The organism is Chitinophaga sp. 10T418 (assembly GCF_056394125.1).
In genome coordinates this window covers 295356-316415 of the sequence record NZ_JBFTHG010000009.1, presented here as the reverse complement: position 1 = coordinate 316415, position 21060 = coordinate 295356, and the positions used below count along the sequence as shown (strand labels likewise).

Annotated in this window: 16 protein-coding genes; 6 read left to right on the top strand and 10 right to left on the bottom strand. The window is 47.0% G+C overall.

Annotation, left to right across the window (positions count from 1 at the left end; translation table 11 throughout):
• Nucleotides 1–278 precede the first annotated feature (278 nt).
• From AC1DCV_RS25260 to AC1DCV_RS25240, 5 genes are all read left to right on the top strand, one after another.
• Nucleotides 279–1274, top strand: a complete 996-nt coding sequence (locus AC1DCV_RS25260; RefSeq protein ID WP_477025774.1) for a sensor histidine kinase — start codon at nt 279–281, stop codon at nt 1272–1274.
• Entirely contained in the window at nt 1271–1981 is a 711-nt protein-coding gene (locus AC1DCV_RS25255; RefSeq protein ID WP_477025773.1) for a LytR/AlgR family response regulator transcription factor, read from the top strand. The genes AC1DCV_RS25260 and AC1DCV_RS25255 overlap by 4 nt, the downstream gene beginning before the upstream one ends.
• Nucleotides 1982–2109: 128 nt before the next feature.
• Complete coding sequence (locus tag AC1DCV_RS25250; RefSeq protein WP_477025772.1) at nt 2110–2598, top strand: hypothetical protein; 489 nt, start codon at nt 2110–2112, stop codon at nt 2596–2598.
• Between the two features lie 84 nt (nt 2599–2682).
• Entirely contained in the window at nt 2683–3714 is a 1032-nt protein-coding gene (locus AC1DCV_RS25245; RefSeq protein WP_477025771.1) for a GlxA family transcriptional regulator, read from the top strand.
• A 104-nt stretch (nt 3715–3818) separates the two neighbouring features.
• Nucleotides 3819–4475, top strand: coding sequence for an HD domain-containing protein (locus tag AC1DCV_RS25240; protein ID WP_477025770.1), 657 nt, complete (start codon nt 3819–3821; stop codon nt 4473–4475).
• 7 nt (nt 4476–4482) lie between these two features.
• Here AC1DCV_RS25240 and AC1DCV_RS25235 read toward each other — a convergent pair whose 3' ends face one another.
• The 6 genes from AC1DCV_RS25235 to AC1DCV_RS25210 form a co-directional block, all read right to left on the bottom strand.
• On the bottom strand, nt 4483–6471 hold the full coding sequence (locus AC1DCV_RS25235; RefSeq protein ID WP_477025769.1) for a M1 family aminopeptidase: 1989 nt from the start codon (nt 6469–6471) through the stop codon (nt 4483–4485).
• Between the two features lie 50 nt (nt 6472–6521).
• The gene (locus AC1DCV_RS25230; protein WP_477025768.1) at nt 6522–7343 is read right to left on the bottom strand and encodes a helix-turn-helix transcriptional regulator; all 822 of its coding nucleotides are present in this window, start codon (nt 7341–7343) and stop codon (nt 6522–6524) included.
• A gap of 84 nt (nt 7344–7427) precedes the next feature.
• Entirely contained in the window at nt 7428–8942 is a 1515-nt protein-coding gene (locus AC1DCV_RS25225) for a glycoside hydrolase (protein ID WP_477025767.1), read from the bottom strand.
• A 510-nt stretch (nt 8943–9452) separates the two neighbouring features.
• Nucleotides 9453–9857, bottom strand: coding sequence for a VOC family protein (locus AC1DCV_RS25220; protein ID WP_477025766.1), 405 nt, complete (start codon nt 9855–9857; stop codon nt 9453–9455).
• Nucleotides 9858–10020: 163 nt separating this feature from the next.
• Nucleotides 10021–10578: a GNAT family N-acetyltransferase gene (locus tag AC1DCV_RS25215; protein ID WP_477025765.1), complete on the bottom strand. Its 558-nt coding sequence runs from the start codon at nt 10576–10578 to the stop codon at nt 10021–10023.
• A gap of 65 nt (nt 10579–10643) precedes the next feature.
• Entirely contained in the window at nt 10644–11510 is an 867-nt protein-coding gene (locus tag AC1DCV_RS25210) for a hypothetical protein (protein WP_477025764.1), read from the bottom strand.
• 90 nt (nt 11511–11600) lie between these two features.
• Here AC1DCV_RS25210 and AC1DCV_RS25205 point away from each other — a divergent pair, with 90 nt between their 5' ends.
• Complete coding sequence (locus tag AC1DCV_RS25205; RefSeq protein WP_477025763.1) at nt 11601–12116, top strand: DinB family protein; 516 nt, start codon at nt 11601–11603, stop codon at nt 12114–12116.
• Nucleotides 12117–12325: 209 nt separating this feature from the next.
• Here AC1DCV_RS25205 and AC1DCV_RS25200 read toward each other — a convergent pair whose 3' ends face one another.
• The 4 genes from AC1DCV_RS25200 to AC1DCV_RS25185 form a co-directional block, all read right to left on the bottom strand.
• A complete protein-coding gene (locus AC1DCV_RS25200) occupies nt 12326–13657 on the bottom strand; it encodes a hypothetical protein (protein ID WP_477025762.1) in 1332 nt (443 codons plus the stop codon).
• 127 nt (nt 13658–13784) lie between these two features.
• Nucleotides 13785–16067, bottom strand: coding sequence for an aminotransferase class III-fold pyridoxal phosphate-dependent enzyme (locus AC1DCV_RS25195; RefSeq protein ID WP_477025761.1), 2283 nt, complete (start codon nt 16065–16067; stop codon nt 13785–13787).
• Nucleotides 16068–16077: 10 nt separating this feature from the next.
• Entirely contained in the window at nt 16078–17964 is a 1887-nt protein-coding gene (locus tag AC1DCV_RS25190; RefSeq protein ID WP_477025760.1) for an MGH1-like glycoside hydrolase domain-containing protein, read from the bottom strand.
• A 1-nt stretch (nt 17965) separates the two neighbouring features.
• Nucleotides 17966–21052 carry a glycoside hydrolase family 2 TIM barrel-domain containing protein gene (locus tag AC1DCV_RS25185; RefSeq protein ID WP_477025759.1) on the bottom strand — a complete coding sequence of 1029 codons (3087 nt, stop codon included), beginning with the start codon at nt 21050–21052 and terminating at the stop codon, nt 17966–17968.
• Between the last annotated feature and the right edge of the window lie 8 nt (nt 21053–21060).

Sequence of the window (21060 nt, the reverse complement as noted above, 5' to 3'; positions counted from 1 at the left end):
TAAAGAAGGATGATCCCTAAATGGAAGCATAGGTGATGAACCGGTATCAAAGTTTTCCTGTTTTCGGGACACCTGAAAATACATTCAATGACCACCGCTATATTTTAAATAGTTGCCTTTTCCGGGCACAACCTGGCAATGGTTGAAAATATCCCTAAAGCGGTTGAACTGTCACCGTCATTCGTTGAATAATGGGGGCCGGGCGATTATTTAAAAGCGCCCCCCTGCGGGATAAGTTCAAAACCTTCGTAAATTGAGGTATGCAATTTTTCAGGGAGATGACAACGAGCACCCGTCTGCAATGGCTACTGTGGCTGATTATGCTTTTAATGATGTTCTTTTCGATGTTACCGGAAGACGGCTTTAAACAAGCCGCCGTTTTTTCCTCCATGAACGGGCTCTTTTATGTAGTCATCATCTATGGCAATATTAGCTGGCTGTATCCGAAGTTATATTTGAAGGGTCGCATAGTGGGGTATATTTTTGCGGTATTGTTATTCTTACTGGTAACAGGATTAATTCGCGCATACCTGTCGGTCTGGATCTATAACACCTGGTTTACCACCATGCCCAAGCCGATAACATTCCCCATCCTGCTGCGGTACCTGGCAGGAATACCATTACTGTTTTTGCTCAGCTTTATTTTCAGGATGGCCATCGTATATTTTTCGCTGAAACAACAGGCCGCTGCGCTGGTGCTGCAAAATGCAAAAACGGAACTGAACCTCCTGAAATCACAGGTGCAGCCACATTTCCTGTTTAATACGTTAAATAACATCTATTACGAAGCGTACCGGGAAGCACCGCGTACGGCGGTGTTGATAGAACGTTTGTCTGAAATCATGCGATATTTTGTAGATGAAAGCCCGAAAGACCTGGTATTTTTATCTGCTGAAATAAATTTCCTGGAGAACTATATCGCCCTGGAGAAGATCCGCATCCGGCATGAAATAACGCTTCACTTCACCCGTGAGGTATCAGAAGGCGGCAGTATTCCTCCTATGTTGCTGATGACCTTTGTAGAAAATATTTTCAAGCACGGCATTGATAAAACCAGTATGCATAACGTCATCAATATTTCGCTGACACAACAGGATAACCGGTTGCTTTTCTCTACACAGAACAGTTTGCCGGAAGATACCGCTGCCCATAGCCATGGCTCCGGTATTGATAATCTGCGGAAGCGGCTAACACTGTTATACGGTAACAACTATACGTTGCAGACGGACAAGTCAGCGACTCATTTCACCGCCTTTTTATCTGTTCCCATATGAGTTTGAAATGTATCATAGTAGATGATGAACCCAACGCAGTCAACCTGCTGGAGCTGCATATACAACAAACGACCGACTGGCAACTGCTGGCAAAATGCTATAACGCATTGGAGGCCCTGGCTTTTCTGAAAACCAATAAAGCCGACCTGATCTTCCTGGATATCAACATGCCCAAACTGGATGGCATGGAGCTGGCGGGCTTATTACCACCGGATTTAAAAATTGTATTTACTACTGCATATACAGCGTATGCCGCTGCCAGCTATAATTTCCAGACCATCGACTACCTGCTGAAACCTATTACGCTGAAGCGTTTCCTGGCAGCCCGGCAAAAAATAGAAACAGCGTTGAGCCATTCCCGTTTGCCGGATACACCGGCGCAACAAACAGACGCTGATTACTTCTTTGTAAAATCCGGTAAAACATGGCAGCAGATCCGTTTACCGGAGTTATTATACTTTGAAGGAGAAAAGGAGTATGTACGGGTGGTGACCATTAAGGGTGAAACGCTGGTATATAAACGCCTGAAAGATATTGCAGAACAGCTGGGTCCTCCTTTTATCAGGGTACATAATTCCTACATCGTGAACACTGGGCGGATTGATAAGATCCAGGACAATCACGTATTTATTGCAGGTAAAAGCATTCCGCTGAGTGATAAGTTCAGGGCTGCTTTCATGGAATTGATCCAACAACGTTTTCTGTGACCGCTGTTTAATTAAAGTGCTGATACGGTCTGTCAGGCTTTCCCCGGCTAATAAAAGCGATATTGAATTTGTATTCCGTGATGAAAAATATCTTAATTTAAGGGGAATACTCATCAATAGCCAATACTATGAAAACCATTCTTTTTACCTGCATGATGGCGCTGTTGTGCTTCGCCTGTAAACAGCCCGGGCATTCAAGTGAAACCGTTGTTTCGCTCACGTACCGGCAAACGGATATCCAGAAACAGTTTGACACCCTGTATAACCATCAGCAAACCACGGTTGGTGTATACAATGGATTTATTGAACAGGCGCTGGCCATCTGTCATGGGAGCGACAGCAGCCGTTCCATTACCCAGGATGTATTTTCCAGCATGTATCTAAACGGGCATAGTGGCCAATACGACTGCGTGACTACCACCGTCTTCCAGTTTCCTGATGGCAGCATTGCTGCTACCGGTGTATTTAATTTAACTCCCGGCGATACCATTGCTCCGGATCATGATTTCCCGATTACCGGTGGCTCGGCGGCTTACCATCATATTACCGGTACCTACACCCGTAAATACAGGAATGGCGTGTATCATGTACAGTTACGCTATCATGCTGCGCCATAGTGGGAAAAGTATAAAGGACAATCTGGCCTAAATTGTATAATTTATGTCGTTTGAGACAAGCTGCCAGCTCCTTACTTTTACATTATGAAACGCGCAACACCACCTGCCCCCGTGATCCGGGACCGAAAGCTCACCGTCATCGTTATTATGTCGGGTAATATTTTACTGGATATTGCAGGACCGGTGGACGTATTTGTGACGGCCGGCAAAATGCTGGCTGCCAGAGCTGCAGCCGAAGATTATGACGTATTGCTCGCCTCTCCGGGGCGGTCTACCCGAATCACCTGCAGCGCCGGTATACAGCTGAGTTGCACTACTTCTGTACTGGGTATTCAACAACCCATCGACACCCTCCTTGTGGCTGGCTACGACAATGAAGCAGAAAACAGCCAATACTATGATGACTTCTATGCCTGGCTGGCTGCCACGGCAAAGCATATACGAAGAATAGGCTCCGTTTGCGTAGGCGCGTTTGCGTTAGCCAAAGCCGGGTTACTGAATGGCAGGCAGGTCACTACACACTGGGAGTACTGTGAACAACTGCAAAACAGCTACCCCGGGGTACAGGTAAATCCCAATCCATTTTTTATTAAGGATGATAATATCTATACCTCCGGCGGCGTATCCTCCGGCATGGACCTCGCATTGGCGCTCATAGAAGAAGACCATGGCAAAGACCTCGCCGCGCAGGTAGCCCGTAAGTTGGTCCTTTACCTAAAGAAACCCGGCTCACAGGCTTCCTTCGGTGCATTGCTGCCGGGATATGCTATTCATAACACCCTATCGGGACCGCTACGGTCCTGGGTGGTAAAACATGCGCATACCAAAATTGGCGTAGTGGAGCTGGCGCAACACATGAATATGAGCACCCGCAATTTCGGCCGGATGTTTACCCGCGAAACGGGACTATCACCCGCAAAGTTTGTAGAAAAAATCCGGGTGGAACTTGCCCGGAAATACCTGGAAGACAGCTCGCTCACCATAGAAGTCATTGCAGAGAAATGCGGCTTTGGAGGACTGGTGTCGATGCGGCGGATTTTTTTAAGACAACTCCTGCTTTCCCCCAGCGATTACAGAAAGAATTTCCGGACAGCGCTGGCCAAAGATCATCGCTAATAAACAGGCCGTAAGTATCCATCTCCCCTGCCCAACCTGTTCATATGAAAACATCGACTTTTCATAATGGCATTGTTATGTCTATTCACTAAAAATAAAACATCATGCAAACACAAATCCTTACAGACTTCCTACGTTTACCTGATGATCACATTTCCCGCCAGGCATTGCAATTTGTACAAACACATGAAACCGTGCCGGTTTATCATCACAGTATCCGCAGTTTCATCTTCGCACGTTTGTATGCCGCTCATGCCGGTCTGCTTACTGACCCTGGCTACAATGAACAGTTACTGTTTATCTCCTGCATATTTCATGACATGGGATTAACAGAACCCGGCAACGGACCACAACGGTTTGAAGTAGAGGGTGCAGACCAGGCACTGCTCTTTCTCTCAGGAAATTCTTTTAGCGAACAAGACGCAGACGTCGTATGGCAGGCTATCGCATTGCACACCTCTTCCGGCATTGCAGAAAGACGAGGTCCTGTTCCGCGGTTAACAAGAGCCGGAATTGTAATGGATTTCGGCGGTCCTGTTACTGCGTTTATTACGGAAGAACAGGCCAGCGCCATTTTCACGGCCTATCCCCGTTTATCTTTAGCTACCGCGATTACCGATTGCATTGTGGGACAATGCAGGGCCAATCCGGCAAAAGGCCACCCATATACCCTTGCGGGCGAATTATTACGGGAGCGGTCTACCGGCAACGGTATTACGCGGATGGAAGAAAATACCATCCATGGCAGATGGGGCAATTAAACGATCCTCACGGATGCCGGGGAGCAGTTGCCAATAACAGTGCTGCCCTGGCTTCCATTCCATCGGCATTGTGATTGAGCTTATCTGCTTTCACAGCATTGGCACAGGCCCATTGCAGTAATGCGGTATCTTTTTTCGTGGCCGCCAATTGTGCTATCCGGTAATACGTATAGGCCAATAATTCCGGTGCGCGCGACACGCATTGCAGGGAGCGTTGGTAATAAGCCAGGGCTTCTTCCGGCTTATTTTGCACTGCAGTCATACGTCCCAGCTGATACAACAGTGTGAACTCTACTCCGGCGCTATCATCCGGAATACCTTCCTTCAGGTAGGATTGTGCCAGGCTGATGGCTTCCGCGCTTTTGTCCTGAATGCGTAAATTCTGCACCCTTATCACTTTGGCCTGCGACTTTGCAATCGGCACCAATGCTTCTTCCCAATGTAATACCTTAAAGTAAGGATCTATCTGAACAGCTGTCACGGAGCCATTTACAGGCAGTTGTAAGGTATGACTGCGATCACGGATCGTGATATGTTGCAAAGACGTAGTGCCATTGCTGTACCTGATCATTACCTCCAGCGGCAGCTGGTAAATGCTGTCTTTTTGTATCACCGTCAGCTGCAATTTATTTTGTTGCTGCTGCCAGCTGCTTTGCCATTCGGGTACACCTGTTCTTTCGAACCATTGGTCAAAAAACCACTGCAGCCGATGCCCGTATGCTTTTTCTATCTCCCTTTGAAAATCCTCCCAGCTAACGCCCCTGCTGCTATACTCTTCTCCAATCACCTGCATGGCCTTATTAAATGCCGGTTTACCCACCGTGGCTGATAACAGTTCCAGCGCCAGGAAACCTTTACTGTCCGCCAGGATATGATCATTGGCGCCAGTTAATGCCACCAGCGGCTCGTCATTTCCGGCAGCCACATTCTTCAGATAGCCCAGTCCGCATTGATCTCTGATATACCCTGGATAGCCCGTTCTGCGGTAATCTACCGCATGGACGCTATCGAAATGATATACTACCTGTAACGAGCTGTATTGGGCCAGGGCTTCAGAAATGATAGACGCACCGCGCTCTCCTCTTGACCTCACTTTATTCCCCCACCACTGATGTCCTATTTCATGACCAAAGAGCGCATAATTGAATTGCCGGAGGGCGGCAGTGGGCATCACTACCCCACCCAGGATACTGGCCCCGCCAATGCCGGTCAGCTCCGACACATACTCCGGGAATTCAATAATGGAAAAGTTTGGAATAGTCAGCGGACCAAATTGAGCGGACAGGAAATCCAATACAGCAGCGGACTTGCGTGACAAATCTTTGCCATCAATGGCTGTACTTAAGCTATAAGTATAAAAAGAACGGTTGCCTTTATACTCTTGTCGGGAATAATTTCCGATATATAGAGAGAAGATATCCGGCTGGGTATAATGAAAAGTATAGGTGCGCTTATCTGCCACCATAGTCGTGTTCAGCGTACCAGCCGCCATCACGGCCATGATATTGGCCGGTGTAGTAACAGCAATGGTGCCGGTTCCCCGCGTATAACTGCCGGTACTATCTTCCTCACGCGAAATCACCTGTGGATACCATGCCGATCCATAACCGCCGGCCATACAGAAAATACTATCCAGGTAGTATTGAAAAGTGGGTGCGCTGCCCCGCTCATAAGCGTAGGTAAACCGCAACCCGGTACCTGCCGGCAACGCGTGACTAAAATACCAGCGATACACCTTATCGCCGTTTGCATTGATACTGGTGTCCATGCGGCCCGTAGCCCCCTCCAGTTGCAGCTTCACCTCTCCTACGCCTCTGCTGATGGTAATATCAACAGAGTCTGCACTGGCCTTCTCCGTTTCAAAAGAAAGACTTCCCTGCACCGCAAATGTTTTCTGCAACAGATCTACCTGTACCTGCAACTGGTAATCCAGCTTATGCTGGGCAGATAAACACAACGGCATCAACAGACAAATAACGGCAATAACCTGACGCATACTTTTTTTTACAAAGTAACAGCACCGGCCACAATTAAAATGGTACCAGATTAACTTTTCAGGAGTGACCTGAACCGGTGGGGAGTAGCCAGGTAAAAGAAACGAAAAGACCTGACCAGGTGGGAGGCGTCAGAAAAACCGGCAGCGAAAGCAATATCTATCACCGGCAATGTGGTGGTAAAAATAAGTGCCATGGCTTTTCTTACCCGCATTTTGAGCTGGTATTCACCAATGGTCATCCCCTCTCTTTCCTTAAAGGCGCGGGCCAGGTAAATGGGGTGTACAAAAACCCTCTCAGCAATAGATTTAATCGTATGATGGGTATCGAATTCATTTTCCAGGATCGCTTTCACCTTGGGCAACCAGGGCAAACGAACAGGAATGTGATCGGTAGTATATTCTGATAGCCAGCTTAAAATGTATTCTTCCGGAAGGGAGATACCAGGATCCCGGGAAAAGAAATACAAAAGCCGGTATAAATAATCAAATGTGCCGGCCTTATATACCGTCATTTTATCCGGCAAAGGCCCCCTCCATTCCAGCTCCTGCAAACCGTTTTGTTTGAATTCAATATTCAGGCACCGGCCACCTGTGTCGTGGAAATGATTGGCATGATTGTATCCGGCAGGTCTGAACAACACCTCACCGGGAGTAATTCCGCTGCTGGTCTTTTTGTTTACTTCTTCATAACTGCCGTTGATCAGTAAGCTCAGGTAGGCATTTTCATGATAATGTTCACGGATCTCCACTTGCGGCTGATAAGCCGTAATATTCAGTTTAAAAGAAGCATTCTCATTAAACTGCTGCTCTTTTCCAAAGTAATGACCGGGTGATAGAATAATGCCCATACAATAGCTAGCAATAGTAATCAAATATACTTTTTAAAAGAGATCTTACATAAAGCAAAAATGCCGGCAGATCATTGCCGGCATCTTTGCTCTAGTCTTCATAATTTATTAGTTGGCAGTACCTGTAAAAGTAATGACGCTGGCAGCTGGAACGGTTAATACAAAGCTACCGTTTGTTTGCGGCGCAATAGCAGCACTCTGCTGCCAGTGTGTGCCGGAAGCTGCTGACGTGACATAGGAAGTAACGCTGCCGGCAGCGAAACCAGACAGATTCAGCCGGCAGTGTGTTTCATTGCCGCCCGGGTTAACAATTACCAGGCTGAACTTACCGGTGGCCGGATCTTTAAAGGCCGATATTTTCAGGGTTGAATTATTAGCCAGCGTGCTATTGAAACGATAGTAGCCTGCGTGAACGAAGCGGGAATACTGCCCCATTACATCATATGTTTTAGGGTAAGAAATAGTGCCATCACCATTGGTCCCTAACAGGGATTCATTGTTATTAAAACTCAACATTCCGAGCCAGTACACATAGGCGTTCACGTTACACTCCGCAAGGAACTTATGCATGTTGATGGCCAGCTTCAAACCTCCTGTCATGGTGGCATCGTAGGTACCACTGTCGTCAGAAGCTTCGGTCATCCATACTGGCCTGTTGCCGGTGGCATAATTCCAGGTAACCGGGTTCTGATTCAGGCCTCTCTTGCCTAAAATCAGGTCGCCTATTTCTACATAACCATGACCAGCGAGAATGTCTACATTACTTTTATCCATGCCGGAGAGGAAGCTGTTAGCGGTTCCCCAGGCAGCATTTTCAGAAGAGATGATCTTCGTGGTATTCAGTGACTGTGCATTTAACGCCGGGCGGAGATTATTGCTAATAAATTGTCCCAGGTGCGACGCTGTCCAGTAGGAAGAAGCCCAGTCGGAGAAAACGTTTTCAGGTTCGTTGGTGGGCGAAATACCATAGAAACTGAGTCCTTCATTCTGGTATGATTTTACAAATCCTGCCAGGTAGTTGGCAAAATCGGTGGAACAGCAACTGTAATTAAGTCCGTTGAAATTTTTTGCGCTCTCGCTGCTGGTGTTTGTTTTCATATACAACGGCGGTGTCCAGGTGCTGGCAAACATGATGGGTACCTGGTAGCGTTCTTTCACTTTCTTAAGAATCCAGAGTTGTGCCAGCTGCTCTTTCTGATCAGGTGTCAGTGCCAGGTAGGCGGCGCTATTGGCGGCATCATCGATGCTTACGCCTGCGGGCTTGATCGTTACCACACCAGATGGTTTGTCAAACGGATAAGTATGCAATACTTCGCCGCGGATCATATTCAACTGCAAGCCTGGTTCTCCCCAGAGCAACTGCATGAAACTATCACGCTTGGCGGCTTCAAAGAAAGGGACGGCACGACCGGCAAACGATCCGAAGCCATCTATTTTCTGATACACCGTACCCCAGTTCAGCGTGATGGTAGCGGTGTCAATGGTGAGTGCCGCAGCGGTAACACCGCTGGCTAATTTGTTCACATCTGACTGGAGCGGGTTACTTGTCAGATTTTTTGTGCAGCTGCTGGCTAATAAAACAGCTAATACGGGCAAGGCAATTCCTTTCAGATTTTTTTTCATTGTCTTTGGATAGATTTGGGTTTATAAATCATTCATTCGAATGGGCAAAAGGATCGTGACTGAATCATTTTTATTCAGCAAAAACATGCATTAAAAAGCCGGTAATCTATCCAGGCATACTTCACAAAATCCTGGTTTGGAAACAGGTTAAATCATACGGCAGATAATAAAAAACGGATACGTAAGGGTTTAGTATGACTACACTTTCATTTTTCATGTTCACTAACTGATGGAAACTGGCATCATTCCTCAAACCTTCATTTAATCACTATCACTCACCTACAGGTTATCTATTCAAAAATAAGAAATTTCATGTTTAGGATATATATACACGGGTTCACAAAACAGGAGATAACTTAAATTTAATACCTGACAGTGAAAAAATATTGCAGTGAAGTAAAATGTGGTATAGCTTACATATAACGGGGCCGGGTATACGATACCCGGCCCCGTTATATGTAAACCATTAATGCTAAATTATTATACAATTAAAAAGCTGACCCGGAAATTTTATCCTGCGGCGCTATCCGGATCCAGATCCTCTTTGGGTTCCCAAAGCTCAATAACGTTTCCTTCCGGATCGAGCACATGGACAAATTTGCCATAGTCATATTCCGCAATCTCATCAACAATGGTCACGTTTTCCTTTTTCAGTTCTTCTACCAGCGCAACAATATTTTCCACCCGGTAATTAATCATAAACGGCTTGGTAGACGGATCAAAATATTTAGTATCCTTCGGAAACGTACACCAGGCAGTGGTTCCTTTTTTTGATGAATCATCGGCATGCCGCCACTCAAACGTTGCTCCGTACTCACTGGTAGCCAAGCCAAGATTTCTGGCGTACCATTCGTTCATGCTTTGCGGATTATCGCATTTAAAAAATACACCGCCAAGGCCCGTTACTTTTTTCATACTTAAACGTGTTGTACGATTAAAGAATTGATATAAAAATGAAAGAAAAAGCTACGTATTGTATTGATAATAAATATAGTAAAAAATATTAAACACCTGTTAAAACCCGGTCCGGGCAGACCCGGGCAAAGAACAAACAAAAAACCAAAAATGAAGCAGGATATTAAGATCGCCAGTCCCATGCTACTACATCCCATTCGGTGGTAGCATCTCTGTGAGTATGTATCTTTTGAAAACCTACCCTTGCATGGGCTGCCTGGGAGCGAAGATTATCCACCGCAATTTCTGTGATCATACAATCAAAGTAGGGAGAGAACAATGTTTTATGAGCGGCATATAATGCATCAAACAAACCATTTCCGCGCCAGCCTTCGCGGATGCATATCTGCCCCATAAAATAATGCCGCAGCTGCGACACCGGGCTGCCATTCAGGCTCAGTTCATTGGCCATTCTTACCAGGGGACGCATTAATTCAATTTCTTCTCCCGCGCGGATGGATGTTGCCAGCGCATACCCTACCAGGGTTTCTTCAGATATGATTACTGGCTGCGACATATCTGTCATCATTCTTTCCAGTATGTCCCTTGTATATTCAAATGTGAGGAAACCCTGTGTTTTAGCGGTTTGGGGAGAGATGTGCTGCACCAGGTTATTCCGTTGCAGTTGCAATAAACTATCTATATCTGCAGGAGATAATACCGTTGCTTCAAATGCTTTCATGTTAGTCAGATTGTTCAGATACTTCCGGCTAAGTTGCGTTTTTTTGATAAAAAAACAAGCAGGATTTATTTTTGAATGATCGTCTTCAATCCCCTGATGCCCATGTCCACCACTTTCTCTCCTTCTATCGGATCGAACTTACCATTTTTATTTTTATCCTTCCATTCAAAACTGCGGTTCACCGACAAGGAAACGGTAATCACGACATCCTTTGTTTCATTACCGGTAATTTCAAATGAATTGCCCAATGCCCCGGTCACCACACAGGAACCAGCCGGAACAGGAGAAGTGGCAGCCAGCGGATTTGGGACGGTAGTAGCGCCGGCAGGTGCCTGACCAGTGATCACTTTTCCGGCTACCTCGAGTCCCCAGTAGCCCTGTGGCCTGTTGCCTTTGACGGTAATGGTGCTGTCTTTGATCTTATAATGATCTATATAGCTCTTATACCCGATAAAAGAAGCCAGCGTGCCGGTAACTTCCCGTTTAAGGGCGGCGATATTGATTTGAATATCGTAAAACTGATAGCCCAATGATACCCGGAGGTATTGGTATTTTCCTGGCTTCACATCTTTCAGCGGCATTTCAAAAAAAACGCTGTTATCTGTTCCTATCACCGCCTTACTGAAATCAATGGCAGTGGAGCCACCAGCAGTTGTTTCCTGATTTTTATACAACACGGTCCCTCTCCCCAGCATGGTCACCGGCAGGGGCGTCAGTTCTATGTAATGTACACTGAGTCCTCTCATCACGGGCGACTGGGCTGCATTGCCGGCAGCAATAGTAGCAGGTTTACCCAGATTATTCAACCGTTCCTGGGATGCATCAAACTTATATTTAAAGATGAGCCTGGGGCTGGCAGCGGGTTTGTCATCTTTAGAACAGGAAAATAAAAGGACGCTGAAGGCAGATAATAACAGGATCGTTGCTTTCATAGAGCGGGATGTTTGCCGGTTTATTAAATCTTCCTGCAAACATATATCAAAAAACAGATAACTTACATCATCCTAAAAATTCTATGCGTAATGAAAAGAACTGCCTGGTTTGAAAGAGTATTCCCCTCCATTGAAGACAATGGGCTGATGCCTTCCATTATTGAACGTTTAAGTGGTACCCCTGCCCGGGCCGAAGAAATGGCCGGCAAACTGGCCCCTGCTTTACTCACCCATAAGTTAACCGATCGATGGTCCATCAAAGAAGAAATAGGCCATCTTTCTGATCTGGAGCCCCTCTGGTCTGGCCGGGTGGATGATTTTATTAAAGGACTACCTGAGTTAAGGGTAGCCGATTTATCGAATCAAGCCACTCATAAAGCCAATCATAATGCTACCGAGATCAGGGTATTACTGAAGCGGTTCAGAGAACACAGAAGACAATTCGTCGCCAAACTATCGAACCTGGATGAAGCACAGTTAGTCAAAACTGCGTTGCATCCCCGTCTGAAAACGCCGATGCGGGTAATTGATCTGGCACATTTTGTAGCAGAACATGATGATCATCATCTGGCCAGTATCAGAGAAATACTGGCGGAGATAAGCTGATGTATGTAGATGTCATTATTACCCCTTACTTACACCTTTGGCCCCATGAAAGAAAAAACTAACAACAAAATGCTGTACTGCTTTGGAAAATATTTCGTGACAGATACTCCATGACATTCAAAAAATACCTGAAGTAAATCGCGTATAAATACAAAAGCCCGGTCAGCCGATATTATCAGCTGCCGGGCTTTGACATTAACAACACCCCTCTATTCTGCCAGTTCGCTCAGTTTAGTAATCTCAATACAAATAATACAATAACAAAAACCATTTACACAGGCACAATCGTATACCTTTCCGTTGCATTCTCTGGTGGTACAATCAGTACAGCCGGCAGGCCGGTTAGCAGATTGTAATATCTCTACAATGCGCTGCTGATCTCCCAGATACCTATATACTTTATGATCCTTTTTGAAAGAAACTTTCATTCCTTTTAATTCACTGTCTGATGTGACCAGTTTAAACAATTTGGGATCTAATACTTTTTCGTTACCGTTATTTACGAACAGGGAGTTTAAAAATTCAACGTCTTCTTTGTATGGACGGGAAACACCTTTTTCTGAAATGCCTTTCGCTGCCGGCTGCTCTTCGTTTTTACGACCGCCAGTGTAGGTACGTTTTTCTTCTGCAGTAGCCGTAGCAGCATTGGTAGCACTATTTTCCACAGGTGAAGTCTCCAGGTTAAGCGTACCCGGTTTGGTGACTTTACCTCTTAAGCGATGCCTTTGTGCGGCGCTGCCACCGTTTACATGACCTGTCCTGAAAGTATAGCGGAGACCAACTCCGGCACTCATGTACTTATCTGGTCCATTGGTAGTGCTGGTAATGTAGGGCTGATTGGAGAGCTGTGCACTCAGCTCCTTGCCATTTCCGGTAAAATCAACATGACTAAGATCTCTGTAGGAGATGGTGGTTTCCTGTTGCCCGGGCTGCAGCAGGTACTGGACATTAGCCACCACTGCCCAGCGACCAGAGATATTACAAGCGAGACTTATGCCTGGCTTCAGCGTAAAAACATTATTGGCGTCATCGGCCGGAGGCTGATAAGCCATTACGTTAGTACCGGAAATATTATCTACGATCGCGAACTCCGGAGCGGTACGGTGGGTGATCCCTCCTTTCAGGGAGAACGTAAGTGCCAAGGCGCGCTTATGAAAAGTATATTGCGGGCCAGCGAGCACGTAGGTACTGGTCCATTTGTTGCTACCATTATGAATGCCGAAAGCATCCATTCCTTTTAACGCTTCACTGTATTGATGGAACGCGTTGTCCATTTTGCTGGTAAACATGCCTGCATCTGCTCCGATACCAAATCCGCCCCAAAACAATTCCAGGCCTATATTAGGATTAAGGCTCCAGCCACTAGATACGCCGGTGGAAGAAGAAGTACCTCCGTTGGCCGATAATGAAATATTTCCGCCGGGATTTTTGCCTCCCTTTACGATAACACCTTTTATGGGTTGTCCTGGCTTGTTTTCCTGTGCCAGCAGGTGTATACTACTGTAAATTATAAGTGCAATGGCAATAGTAATTGTTTTCATGATCGGGCGTTTTGTTGTTATGTACAGGTATATCAACAAACCGGACAAATTGTTACCCCCATCATGAAAAACGGGCATAGCAGACGCTATACCCGTTGTAGTAAAGGTGTATGATGCTGATGGTTGGTTACAATTCTTCCAATACCTTATCCAGGTGCCATAAAAATGCATCGGCATTCTCTTTATTAAACACCATGGGTGGTTTTATCTTTAATACGTTATGTAATGGCCCGTCTGTGCTGATCAGGAATCCGCGGTCCTTCATCTTTTCTACTATTACATCTATTTCCGGTACAGCAGGTTCCTGGGTATCCCTGTTGCGTACCAGTTCAGCCCCAATAAATAAGCCATGCCCGCGTACATCACCGATGATAGGATGTTTATCCATCAACAGCCGCAGTCCCTGTAAAAAATGTTCTCCTGTTTCCAGTGCATGTTGCTGCATCCCTTCTTCCTGTATCACCTGTAATACTGCTCTGCCGCAGGCCATGGATACAGGATTGCCACCGAAGGTATTGAAGTACTCCATGCCATTATTGAAGGCATCTGCAATGGCTTGTGTAGTAACAACTGCCGCCAGCGGATGACCGTTGCCAATAGGTTTACCCAATACAACGATGTCCGGTACCACGTCCTGCAACTGGAAGCCCCAGAATTGATTACCAACGCGGCCAAAGCCTACCTGTACTTCATCCGCGATACAAAGCCCCCCAGCGGCCCGCACATGCTGATATACCTTTTCCAGGTATCCCGGAGGCAGCGGAATTTGTCCGCCTACACCCAGCAGCGTTTCGCAGATAAAGGCGGCAACACCTTTTCCTTCACCGGATAATCTTTCAATGATGTCTGCTATATCCTGTGCATAGGCGGCGCCGGCATTTTCGTGTCCGTACCGGTAAGGGCCCCTGTACAGATCCGGGTTGACGGCTTTATGCGTATGGGCAGGTTTACCGAAACCGCCTTTGCCATCGAACTTATAGGGACTTAACTCCATGGCTACAGTAGAGGTGCCATGATAGGCGTGGTCAAGGACAATTACATCCTTTTGTTTGGTAAAATGACGGCTCATGCGGATAGCCAGGTCATTGGCTTCACTACCGGAGTTGGTAAAATAGCAAACCTGTAATGTTTGCGGCAAGGTAGCGGTGAGCTCCCGGCCATAGGCTACGAGGTCATCGTGCAGGTAGCGGGTATTGGTATTGAGCCGGGCAGCCTGTTGCTGAATGGCCTGCACTACGCTGGGGTGGCAATGGCCTACATGGCTTACATTATTTACACAGTCGATATATGTACGGCCTTTGTCATCATACAGGTACTGCAACGCACCTTTCCATATCTTGAGTGGTTGCTGATAGCTGATGCTGAGGTTACGCCCGATATGTTGTTTTCTTTCAGCCAGCAGGGAGGTATATTTGTCTTCGGGCATAATTTCAGGAGAAAGACCGGCTGCTACACGGAACGCATCTGTGGCGGCCATCGGGTTTATCTTTATCAGCTGATATAATAATTTCCAGGCCGCCTTTTCCGTGATAAAGTGAAAAGGATTACTGCTTCCTTCCGCCGTATGTTTGGCAGAATTGGTAACGCTGATGCATAAACGCGCAGCGATCAGGTAATACAGGCTGGCAATTTCGGGCGCTGTTAACGGCCATTCCTGATGGTAGCCTTTCACTACCATTGCGGCGGCGGTCAGCGGATCCTGTTGATGCAGCATCGCATAGGTGCAGGCAATAGCCAGGTTATTCACGAGTTGTGTATATACCATGTCGCCAAAATCTATCAGGCCGGTGACAGCTTCATTTTTCACCAGCACGTTATAATCATTGGCATCATTATGTATCACGGCCATCCGCAAATGCGGCAACTGCGGCACTATTTCCGTTTCAAACTGCAGGAGGAAGTAAGCTGCCATCCGGCGGCGTTCATGGTCTTTAATAGCGCTTAAATGCTCCTTTGCCGCCATGGTATTACGAAGATCCCAGCTGCAGATACGGTAGGCTGCCGGATGGGCAAATCCGTCCAATGCACGATCCATGCTACCCATAAATTGTCCCAGGCTGTTTAAAAGCGATGGGGTATGCGCTATTTCTTCTGCCCATATCTTCCCTTCCAGGAAAGTAAGTATCCGCATGTAGCCCGCAGGCGTAACCGTTACCGCCTCACCACTACGGTTTAACTGTACCTGTTGAAAACCTTCAACAACCGGCGTATCTGCCAGGTGCTGCAATATCTTCACCTGAGCATCCAGCAGATACCAGTTACTGTCCATACCTGCTACCTTGCAAATGTAACGGCGACCGGTATTATCTGTCAGAAGGTAGTTGCTTTCTTCATAGCCGTCCAGCGGTTGTACACTTACCTCCATTCCGTAGTGCTCCTGCACCAGGGCTTTCATTTCTGCTATATCCATGATGTTTAATTTACTCGCGCAATAACAATAAAGTATGTGCTGCCGACCAGCTGAAATTCGGTGCATTCAAGCCTTTGCCGGTCAACGGATGATAGTTTTCATACAATGGCAACTGATCATTCATCCCGGTGGCATGCTGCCATAGCTTACCTAAAAATTCATCTGCCAGCTGATCATATCCATATGCCTTCAATCCTGCCACCGCAAAATAAAACTGGTCCAGCCACACAGGACCGCGCCAGTATCCTTTCAAAGGATCAAAGTTGGGATGGTCAGCAGTTAACACCGGCAAAGGAACGGTGGTATTAAATTTCTTTTCCTGTTTCAGCACTGCCGCTACTGATGCTGCCTGCTGTGGATTGGCGATACCTGCCCACAGCGGTATCCAGCCTTCTGCACCGGCAACTTTTACCAGGGAGGTATCACGATCGTAATAAAATCCCGTCTCCCCATCATAATACTGCTGATTGATTTTTTCCTTTAACAAAGTCGCCTGTAATGTCCACTGATCCTGCAAATGCAGCAGTGCAGCCATTTTACCAAGATACAATTTTTCTGCATAGAGGTACGCGTTCAGGTCTACAGACGACTGATCGAGTGACCACGCATGCGCGTTATTCTGTTGCATCCGGGCATGATCAAAACGCACGGCATTGTCCATGCCGCTTTCCCAGGCGGCGGCAATGCGCGTCCCATCAGTGGCGCCATATTCACAAAGACTGTCCCCATCATGATCTCTATTGGCATACCACCAATGATGATATCGTACCAATGGTGCGTACATCTCTTTGATAAAAGCAGTATCCTTTGTTTGCCGGAACACTTCCCACACCGCCCATGCAGCGAGCGGTGGTTTGGTATCCCGCGCATTATTTTCTTTGCTGTTGGTATAAATACAATCCACTACCATCCCATCTGCCTGCTGATAGTCAAACATGGTGCGGATATTATCTTTTGCCAGAGCAGGATTAAACACGCATACTGCAGCGGCCTGTTTCCAGCTATCCCATGCCCAGAAGCCATAGAATCCCTGGTAGCTGGCAGAAGGAAAAATGCCGTCATGTTTCAGATCGCCGGCAGCGCTGCGCCAGTTGGTGATGAGCGTCATGATACATTTCACCATGAGGCGACGCTGTATGGTATCAACTGTAAAACATGCCTGCAGGTAATTATTCCAACGTTGCCTGTTTTGTTGCAAAGCCGTGGCGAAATCTTTTGTACCTGATTGCTCCCTGTAGCTCTGCAACTGTGTTTCCTGCCAGGTCCCCTTTGCCGGCAGGCCGATGGTTTTGACAGCGGAATAACTACTACCCGCTGATTTTATTTTCCATTTATCTGCCGACAAATACGTCATATAAAACGTATGTCCGTTACCGTTAACCTCCAATTGCTGATCCTGTTGCTGCCATACCTGGTTGCGCAGGGCTGTGGTCCCCTCCCACTCTAATGATAATTCCCTGCGCCGGTTAGCCCGATTAGTTATGGTAGCCTGAATCATCGCCGTATTGGCACTGCTGAAAATCAGCTGTAAACGGATATCCATATCCGTTAGTTGATAGCTTTGTTCTATCAGTCCCGGATAGTAATGCTGTGTTCCTTTCTCCGGCAGCAACTCTTTGCCGGCTTCAAACACATGGAGTTTAGCAATAGCGTTGCTGAGCCAGCGACCGTCCATATCCATGAGCAGCGGGCCGATGAAAGCGCCGTAGTCACTTGTTCTGGCAGGCAGTGCATATGCATGCCATGCACCCATATCTGAAAAAAAACTAACCCCTACCTGGGAAGTATCTGTTACAAAATGTTTGATGTTCAGTACGTCTGTAAACTGCTGCCTGTCTGCCTGCTGCGCTTTTACCCCGAGGGTGCTGCAACACAATAACCACCACCATTTCCTCATATTATTCGAATCTTTGTTTAGCTTGTTGTACCGGTTCAGTGCCGGGCATTAATCGTCTTAATGTAAAAGTGTATTGATAAGTACGGCAGGGCAACTGGTATTCCGGATGTGCTTTGGCACCCCAGCTGTTATCGCCGCCCACGCCTTGTTGCAGGTAATCAATATTCCACCAGATCAGGTTTTCATTCAATATAGAATGACCATGTTTATTCTGCTTACGATCGAAATCCAGGTTATCCATATTAAAATGTAATACTCCTGCGCTGAGTAAAGTGTCGGAAAAAAACAGCCATCCGGACTTGTCTTTATCCTGCAGCGCCATCCAGCTGATATCCGTGCGGTGGCCACTTTCCTGCGCACGTGGATAAGGATGGAACAGCGCATCTGCCGGCAGATGGTATACATCTACATCGGCGGCATATTTCCGGTCCTGGTAATTATCGAAAGGTCCACGACCCAGCCAGCTGACCTGGTCATATGCCGCCGGCAATATCATGCGCATGCCCATGCGGGGAATTTCCGGCAGAGTGGTATCGGCCGGTGTAAACTGTACGGCTACAGTAATATCACCATTCACCGCAATGGTATAAGTGGTGGCGTAGGTAACTTTTACTTTCGGGAGATAGTGTACTGTTTTTACCTGCGTACGCGTAGTACTCAGAGGCGTGACTTCAAACTGCTTTAGCGTTGCACCTTCCAGCGCATGTTGCCAGACACCGCAACGCACCTGCAGGCTGTTGCCAATGTCATTGTCGGTAGCGGCACGCCAGAAGTGTGGCAGCAAAGGCCCCTGCATCAGCGGCTTGTTATTGGACGTATATGTTTCCAGCCAGCCGGTGCTTTTATTAAATCCGGCACTGAATAAAGCATTGCCAATACTGCCGTCTGCTTTTACTTCCAGCGGTGGACCAATGAGGCTACTTTTCACGATCGGCAGATACGGCGGCAGTTTATACTGCTCCGTGGCGACGATGGTATTTTTCTGATCTGCTACTTCAAAATGAATGTAGTACACCGTTCCTGCGGTGGGTGTGATATCAGGCAGGGCGATGCTCATCAGCGTATCTTTACCGGGATCCAGGGATAACTGCGGGCAATCCCCTGCTGCTATAATAGCTCCGTTTCCTTTAATTTTCCAGCGAATCGTATATGCCTTCAGGTTAGTAAAGTCAAAGCGGTTGCTGACCCGCCACTTACCTGCTTCGGGTTTCACCTGCACATTCTGATAAACCTTCTTTACTTCAAATGCCTGCGGATGCGGAGTACGATCCGCAGCCAGCATGCCGTCTGCACAAAAGCTGGTGTCACTGGTAGCGCCTACGGTGCCCATATCCCCGCCATAGGCCCATATCTGCCGGCCATTGGCATCTTTCTTTAAAAAAGTCTGGTCGGCAAAGTCCCAGATAAACCCTCCCTGTAACCAGGGATGCTGGTACATCATTTCCCAGTCGTCCTGCAAATTACCACCGCTGTTGCCCATCATATGCGCATACTCACATTGAATAACCGGGCGATTATCTTTCGCCTGCAGATACTTTTTTAAGACGTAAATAGATTTGTACATCGGGCATATAATGTCCGTCCACTCGTTGCTGCCGGCAGCTTCATACTGTACCGGTCTTGTATTGTCTTTTGCTTTGATGTATTTATAGGTGGAGATAAAATTCTGTCCAAAGCCACTTTCATTGCCCAGCGACCAGGTAACGATGCTGCAATAATTCTTATCTCTTTCCACCATACGTTTAGTGCGATGCAGGTAGGCCTGCTCCCATTCCGGTTTATCAGAGAGTGTTTGCCATGGATGAAAAGACATGCCATCGCATTCTATGTTGGCTTCATCTATCACGTAAATGCCATACTCATTGCAGAGGTCATACCATTCTTCCGTATCAGGATAGTGGCTGTTGCGCACCGCATTAATATTGTATTGTTTCATCACCTCCAGGTCTCTGCGCATGCCTTCCGTTGAAACTACGCGGGCACGATACATATCATGTTCATGGCGGTTCACACCTTTGAAACGAATGGCTACTCCGTTGAGTAAAAACAAACCACCTTTTATTTCAACGGTGCGGAAACCAATTCGCTGCGCCATACTTTCCACGACTGCACCTTGCTGGTCGAGTTGTGTGACCACCAGGGTATACAGCGCCGGATGCTCTGCATTCCACGGTTTCACGTCTTTTAACAGGGCTTCCATCTCCCAGCTACTATCTTTCCCTATCGTCCACTCTTTGGTCAACAGCGCCTTTCCTTCATCCATTAACTGCACCTGCATCCGCTGCCCTGCTTCCTTAGCCAGGGGCAGTCTGTTCAATGTCAGGGCCAGGTTGAACTGTCCATCTTTATATTGATTTACCAGTAATGGTTTTGCGAAGAAATCGTACAAGCATAGCTTTGGCCTTGCCACGAGGTATACGCTGCGTTCTATGCCGCTCAGCTTCCACATGTCCTGCCCTTCCAGGTAGGAGCCGTCATTAAAACGGAATACCTGGATCGCAACACTGTTGGTGCCTGGTTGCAGGTATGGAGAGATATCAAATTCAGACGGGGTTTTACTGTCTTTACTAAGACCTACATATTGTCCGTTTATCCATAGATAGAAAAATGAATTCACGCCACCCAGGTGTATCCACACCTGTTTATTTTTCCAGTTGGCAGGTACCGTAAAATCCCGGCGATAGGAACCTACCGGGTTAAAGTCTGCCGGCACTCTTGGCGGATCCGGCGGAAAAGGATATTCTACATCTGTAAAAATGTAACTGTCATATCCTGCTGTTTGCCAGTTTTCCGGTACCCGTATTTTTTTCCATTGGGAGACATCAAAATGCTTCTTATAAAAATCTCTGGGGCGTGCAGCGGGATTGCGGGCAATATGAAACTGCCAGGTGCCATCCAGCAGCAACACAGCTGCACGCGCGGAATCCCGGCGTACAGCTGCCGCTGTGTTGATATAGGGTATGAAATGGGCATGCGGTGGCAATACATTTTCGGCTACCTTCTGCGGGTTCTCCCAGTCATTCGTTTGTGCGTAAACGGGAGCAATGCACGGTAGCAGCACCAGTAACAACAGTAATTTATAGTACATACATCCGC

Bases quoted from the DNA above. Each gene is read 5' to 3' on its own strand.
- AC1DCV_RS25260 (WP_477025774.1), top strand. From the start codon at position 279: ATGACAACGAGCACCCGTCTGCAATGGCTACTGTGGCTGATTATGCTT.
- AC1DCV_RS25255 (WP_477025773.1), top strand. From the start codon at position 1,271: ATGAGTTTGAAATGTATCATAGTAGATGATGAACCCAACGCAGTCAAC.
- AC1DCV_RS25250 (WP_477025772.1), top strand. From the start codon at position 2,110: ATGAAAACCATTCTTTTTACCTGCATGATGGCGCTGTTGTGCTTCGCC.
- AC1DCV_RS25245 (WP_477025771.1), top strand. From the start codon at position 2,683: ATGAAACGCGCAACACCACCTGCCCCCGTGATCCGGGACCGAAAGCTC.
- AC1DCV_RS25240 (WP_477025770.1), top strand. From the start codon at position 3,819: ATGCAAACACAAATCCTTACAGACTTCCTACGTTTACCTGATGATCAC.
- AC1DCV_RS25235 (WP_477025769.1), bottom strand. From the start codon at position 6,471: ATGCGTCAGGTTATTGCCGTTATTTGTCTGTTGATGCCGTTGTGTTTA.
- AC1DCV_RS25225 (WP_477025767.1), bottom strand. From the start codon at position 8,942: ATGAAAAAAAATCTGAAAGGAATTGCCTTGCCCGTATTAGCTGTTTTA.
- AC1DCV_RS25220 (WP_477025766.1), bottom strand. From the start codon at position 9,857: ATGAAAAAAGTAACGGGCCTTGGCGGTGTATTTTTTAAATGCGATAAT.
- AC1DCV_RS25215 (WP_477025765.1), bottom strand. From the start codon at position 10,578: ATGAAAGCATTTGAAGCAACGGTATTATCTCCTGCAGATATAGATAGT.
- AC1DCV_RS25210 (WP_477025764.1), bottom strand. From the start codon at position 11,510: ATGAAAGCAACGATCCTGTTATTATCTGCCTTCAGCGTCCTTTTATTT.
- AC1DCV_RS25205 (WP_477025763.1), top strand. From the start codon at position 11,601: ATGAAAAGAACTGCCTGGTTTGAAAGAGTATTCCCCTCCATTGAAGAC.
- AC1DCV_RS25200 (WP_477025762.1), bottom strand. From the start codon at position 13,657: ATGAAAACAATTACTATTGCCATTGCACTTATAATTTACAGTAGTATA.
- AC1DCV_RS25195 (WP_477025761.1), bottom strand. From the start codon at position 16,067: ATGGATATAGCAGAAATGAAAGCCCTGGTGCAGGAGCACTACGGAATG.
- AC1DCV_RS25190 (WP_477025760.1), bottom strand. From the start codon at position 17,964: ATGAGGAAATGGTGGTGGTTATTGTGTTGCAGCACCCTCGGGGTAAAA.
- AC1DCV_RS25185 (WP_477025759.1), bottom strand. From the start codon at position 21,052: ATGTACTATAAATTACTGTTGTTACTGGTGCTGCTACCGTGCATTGCT.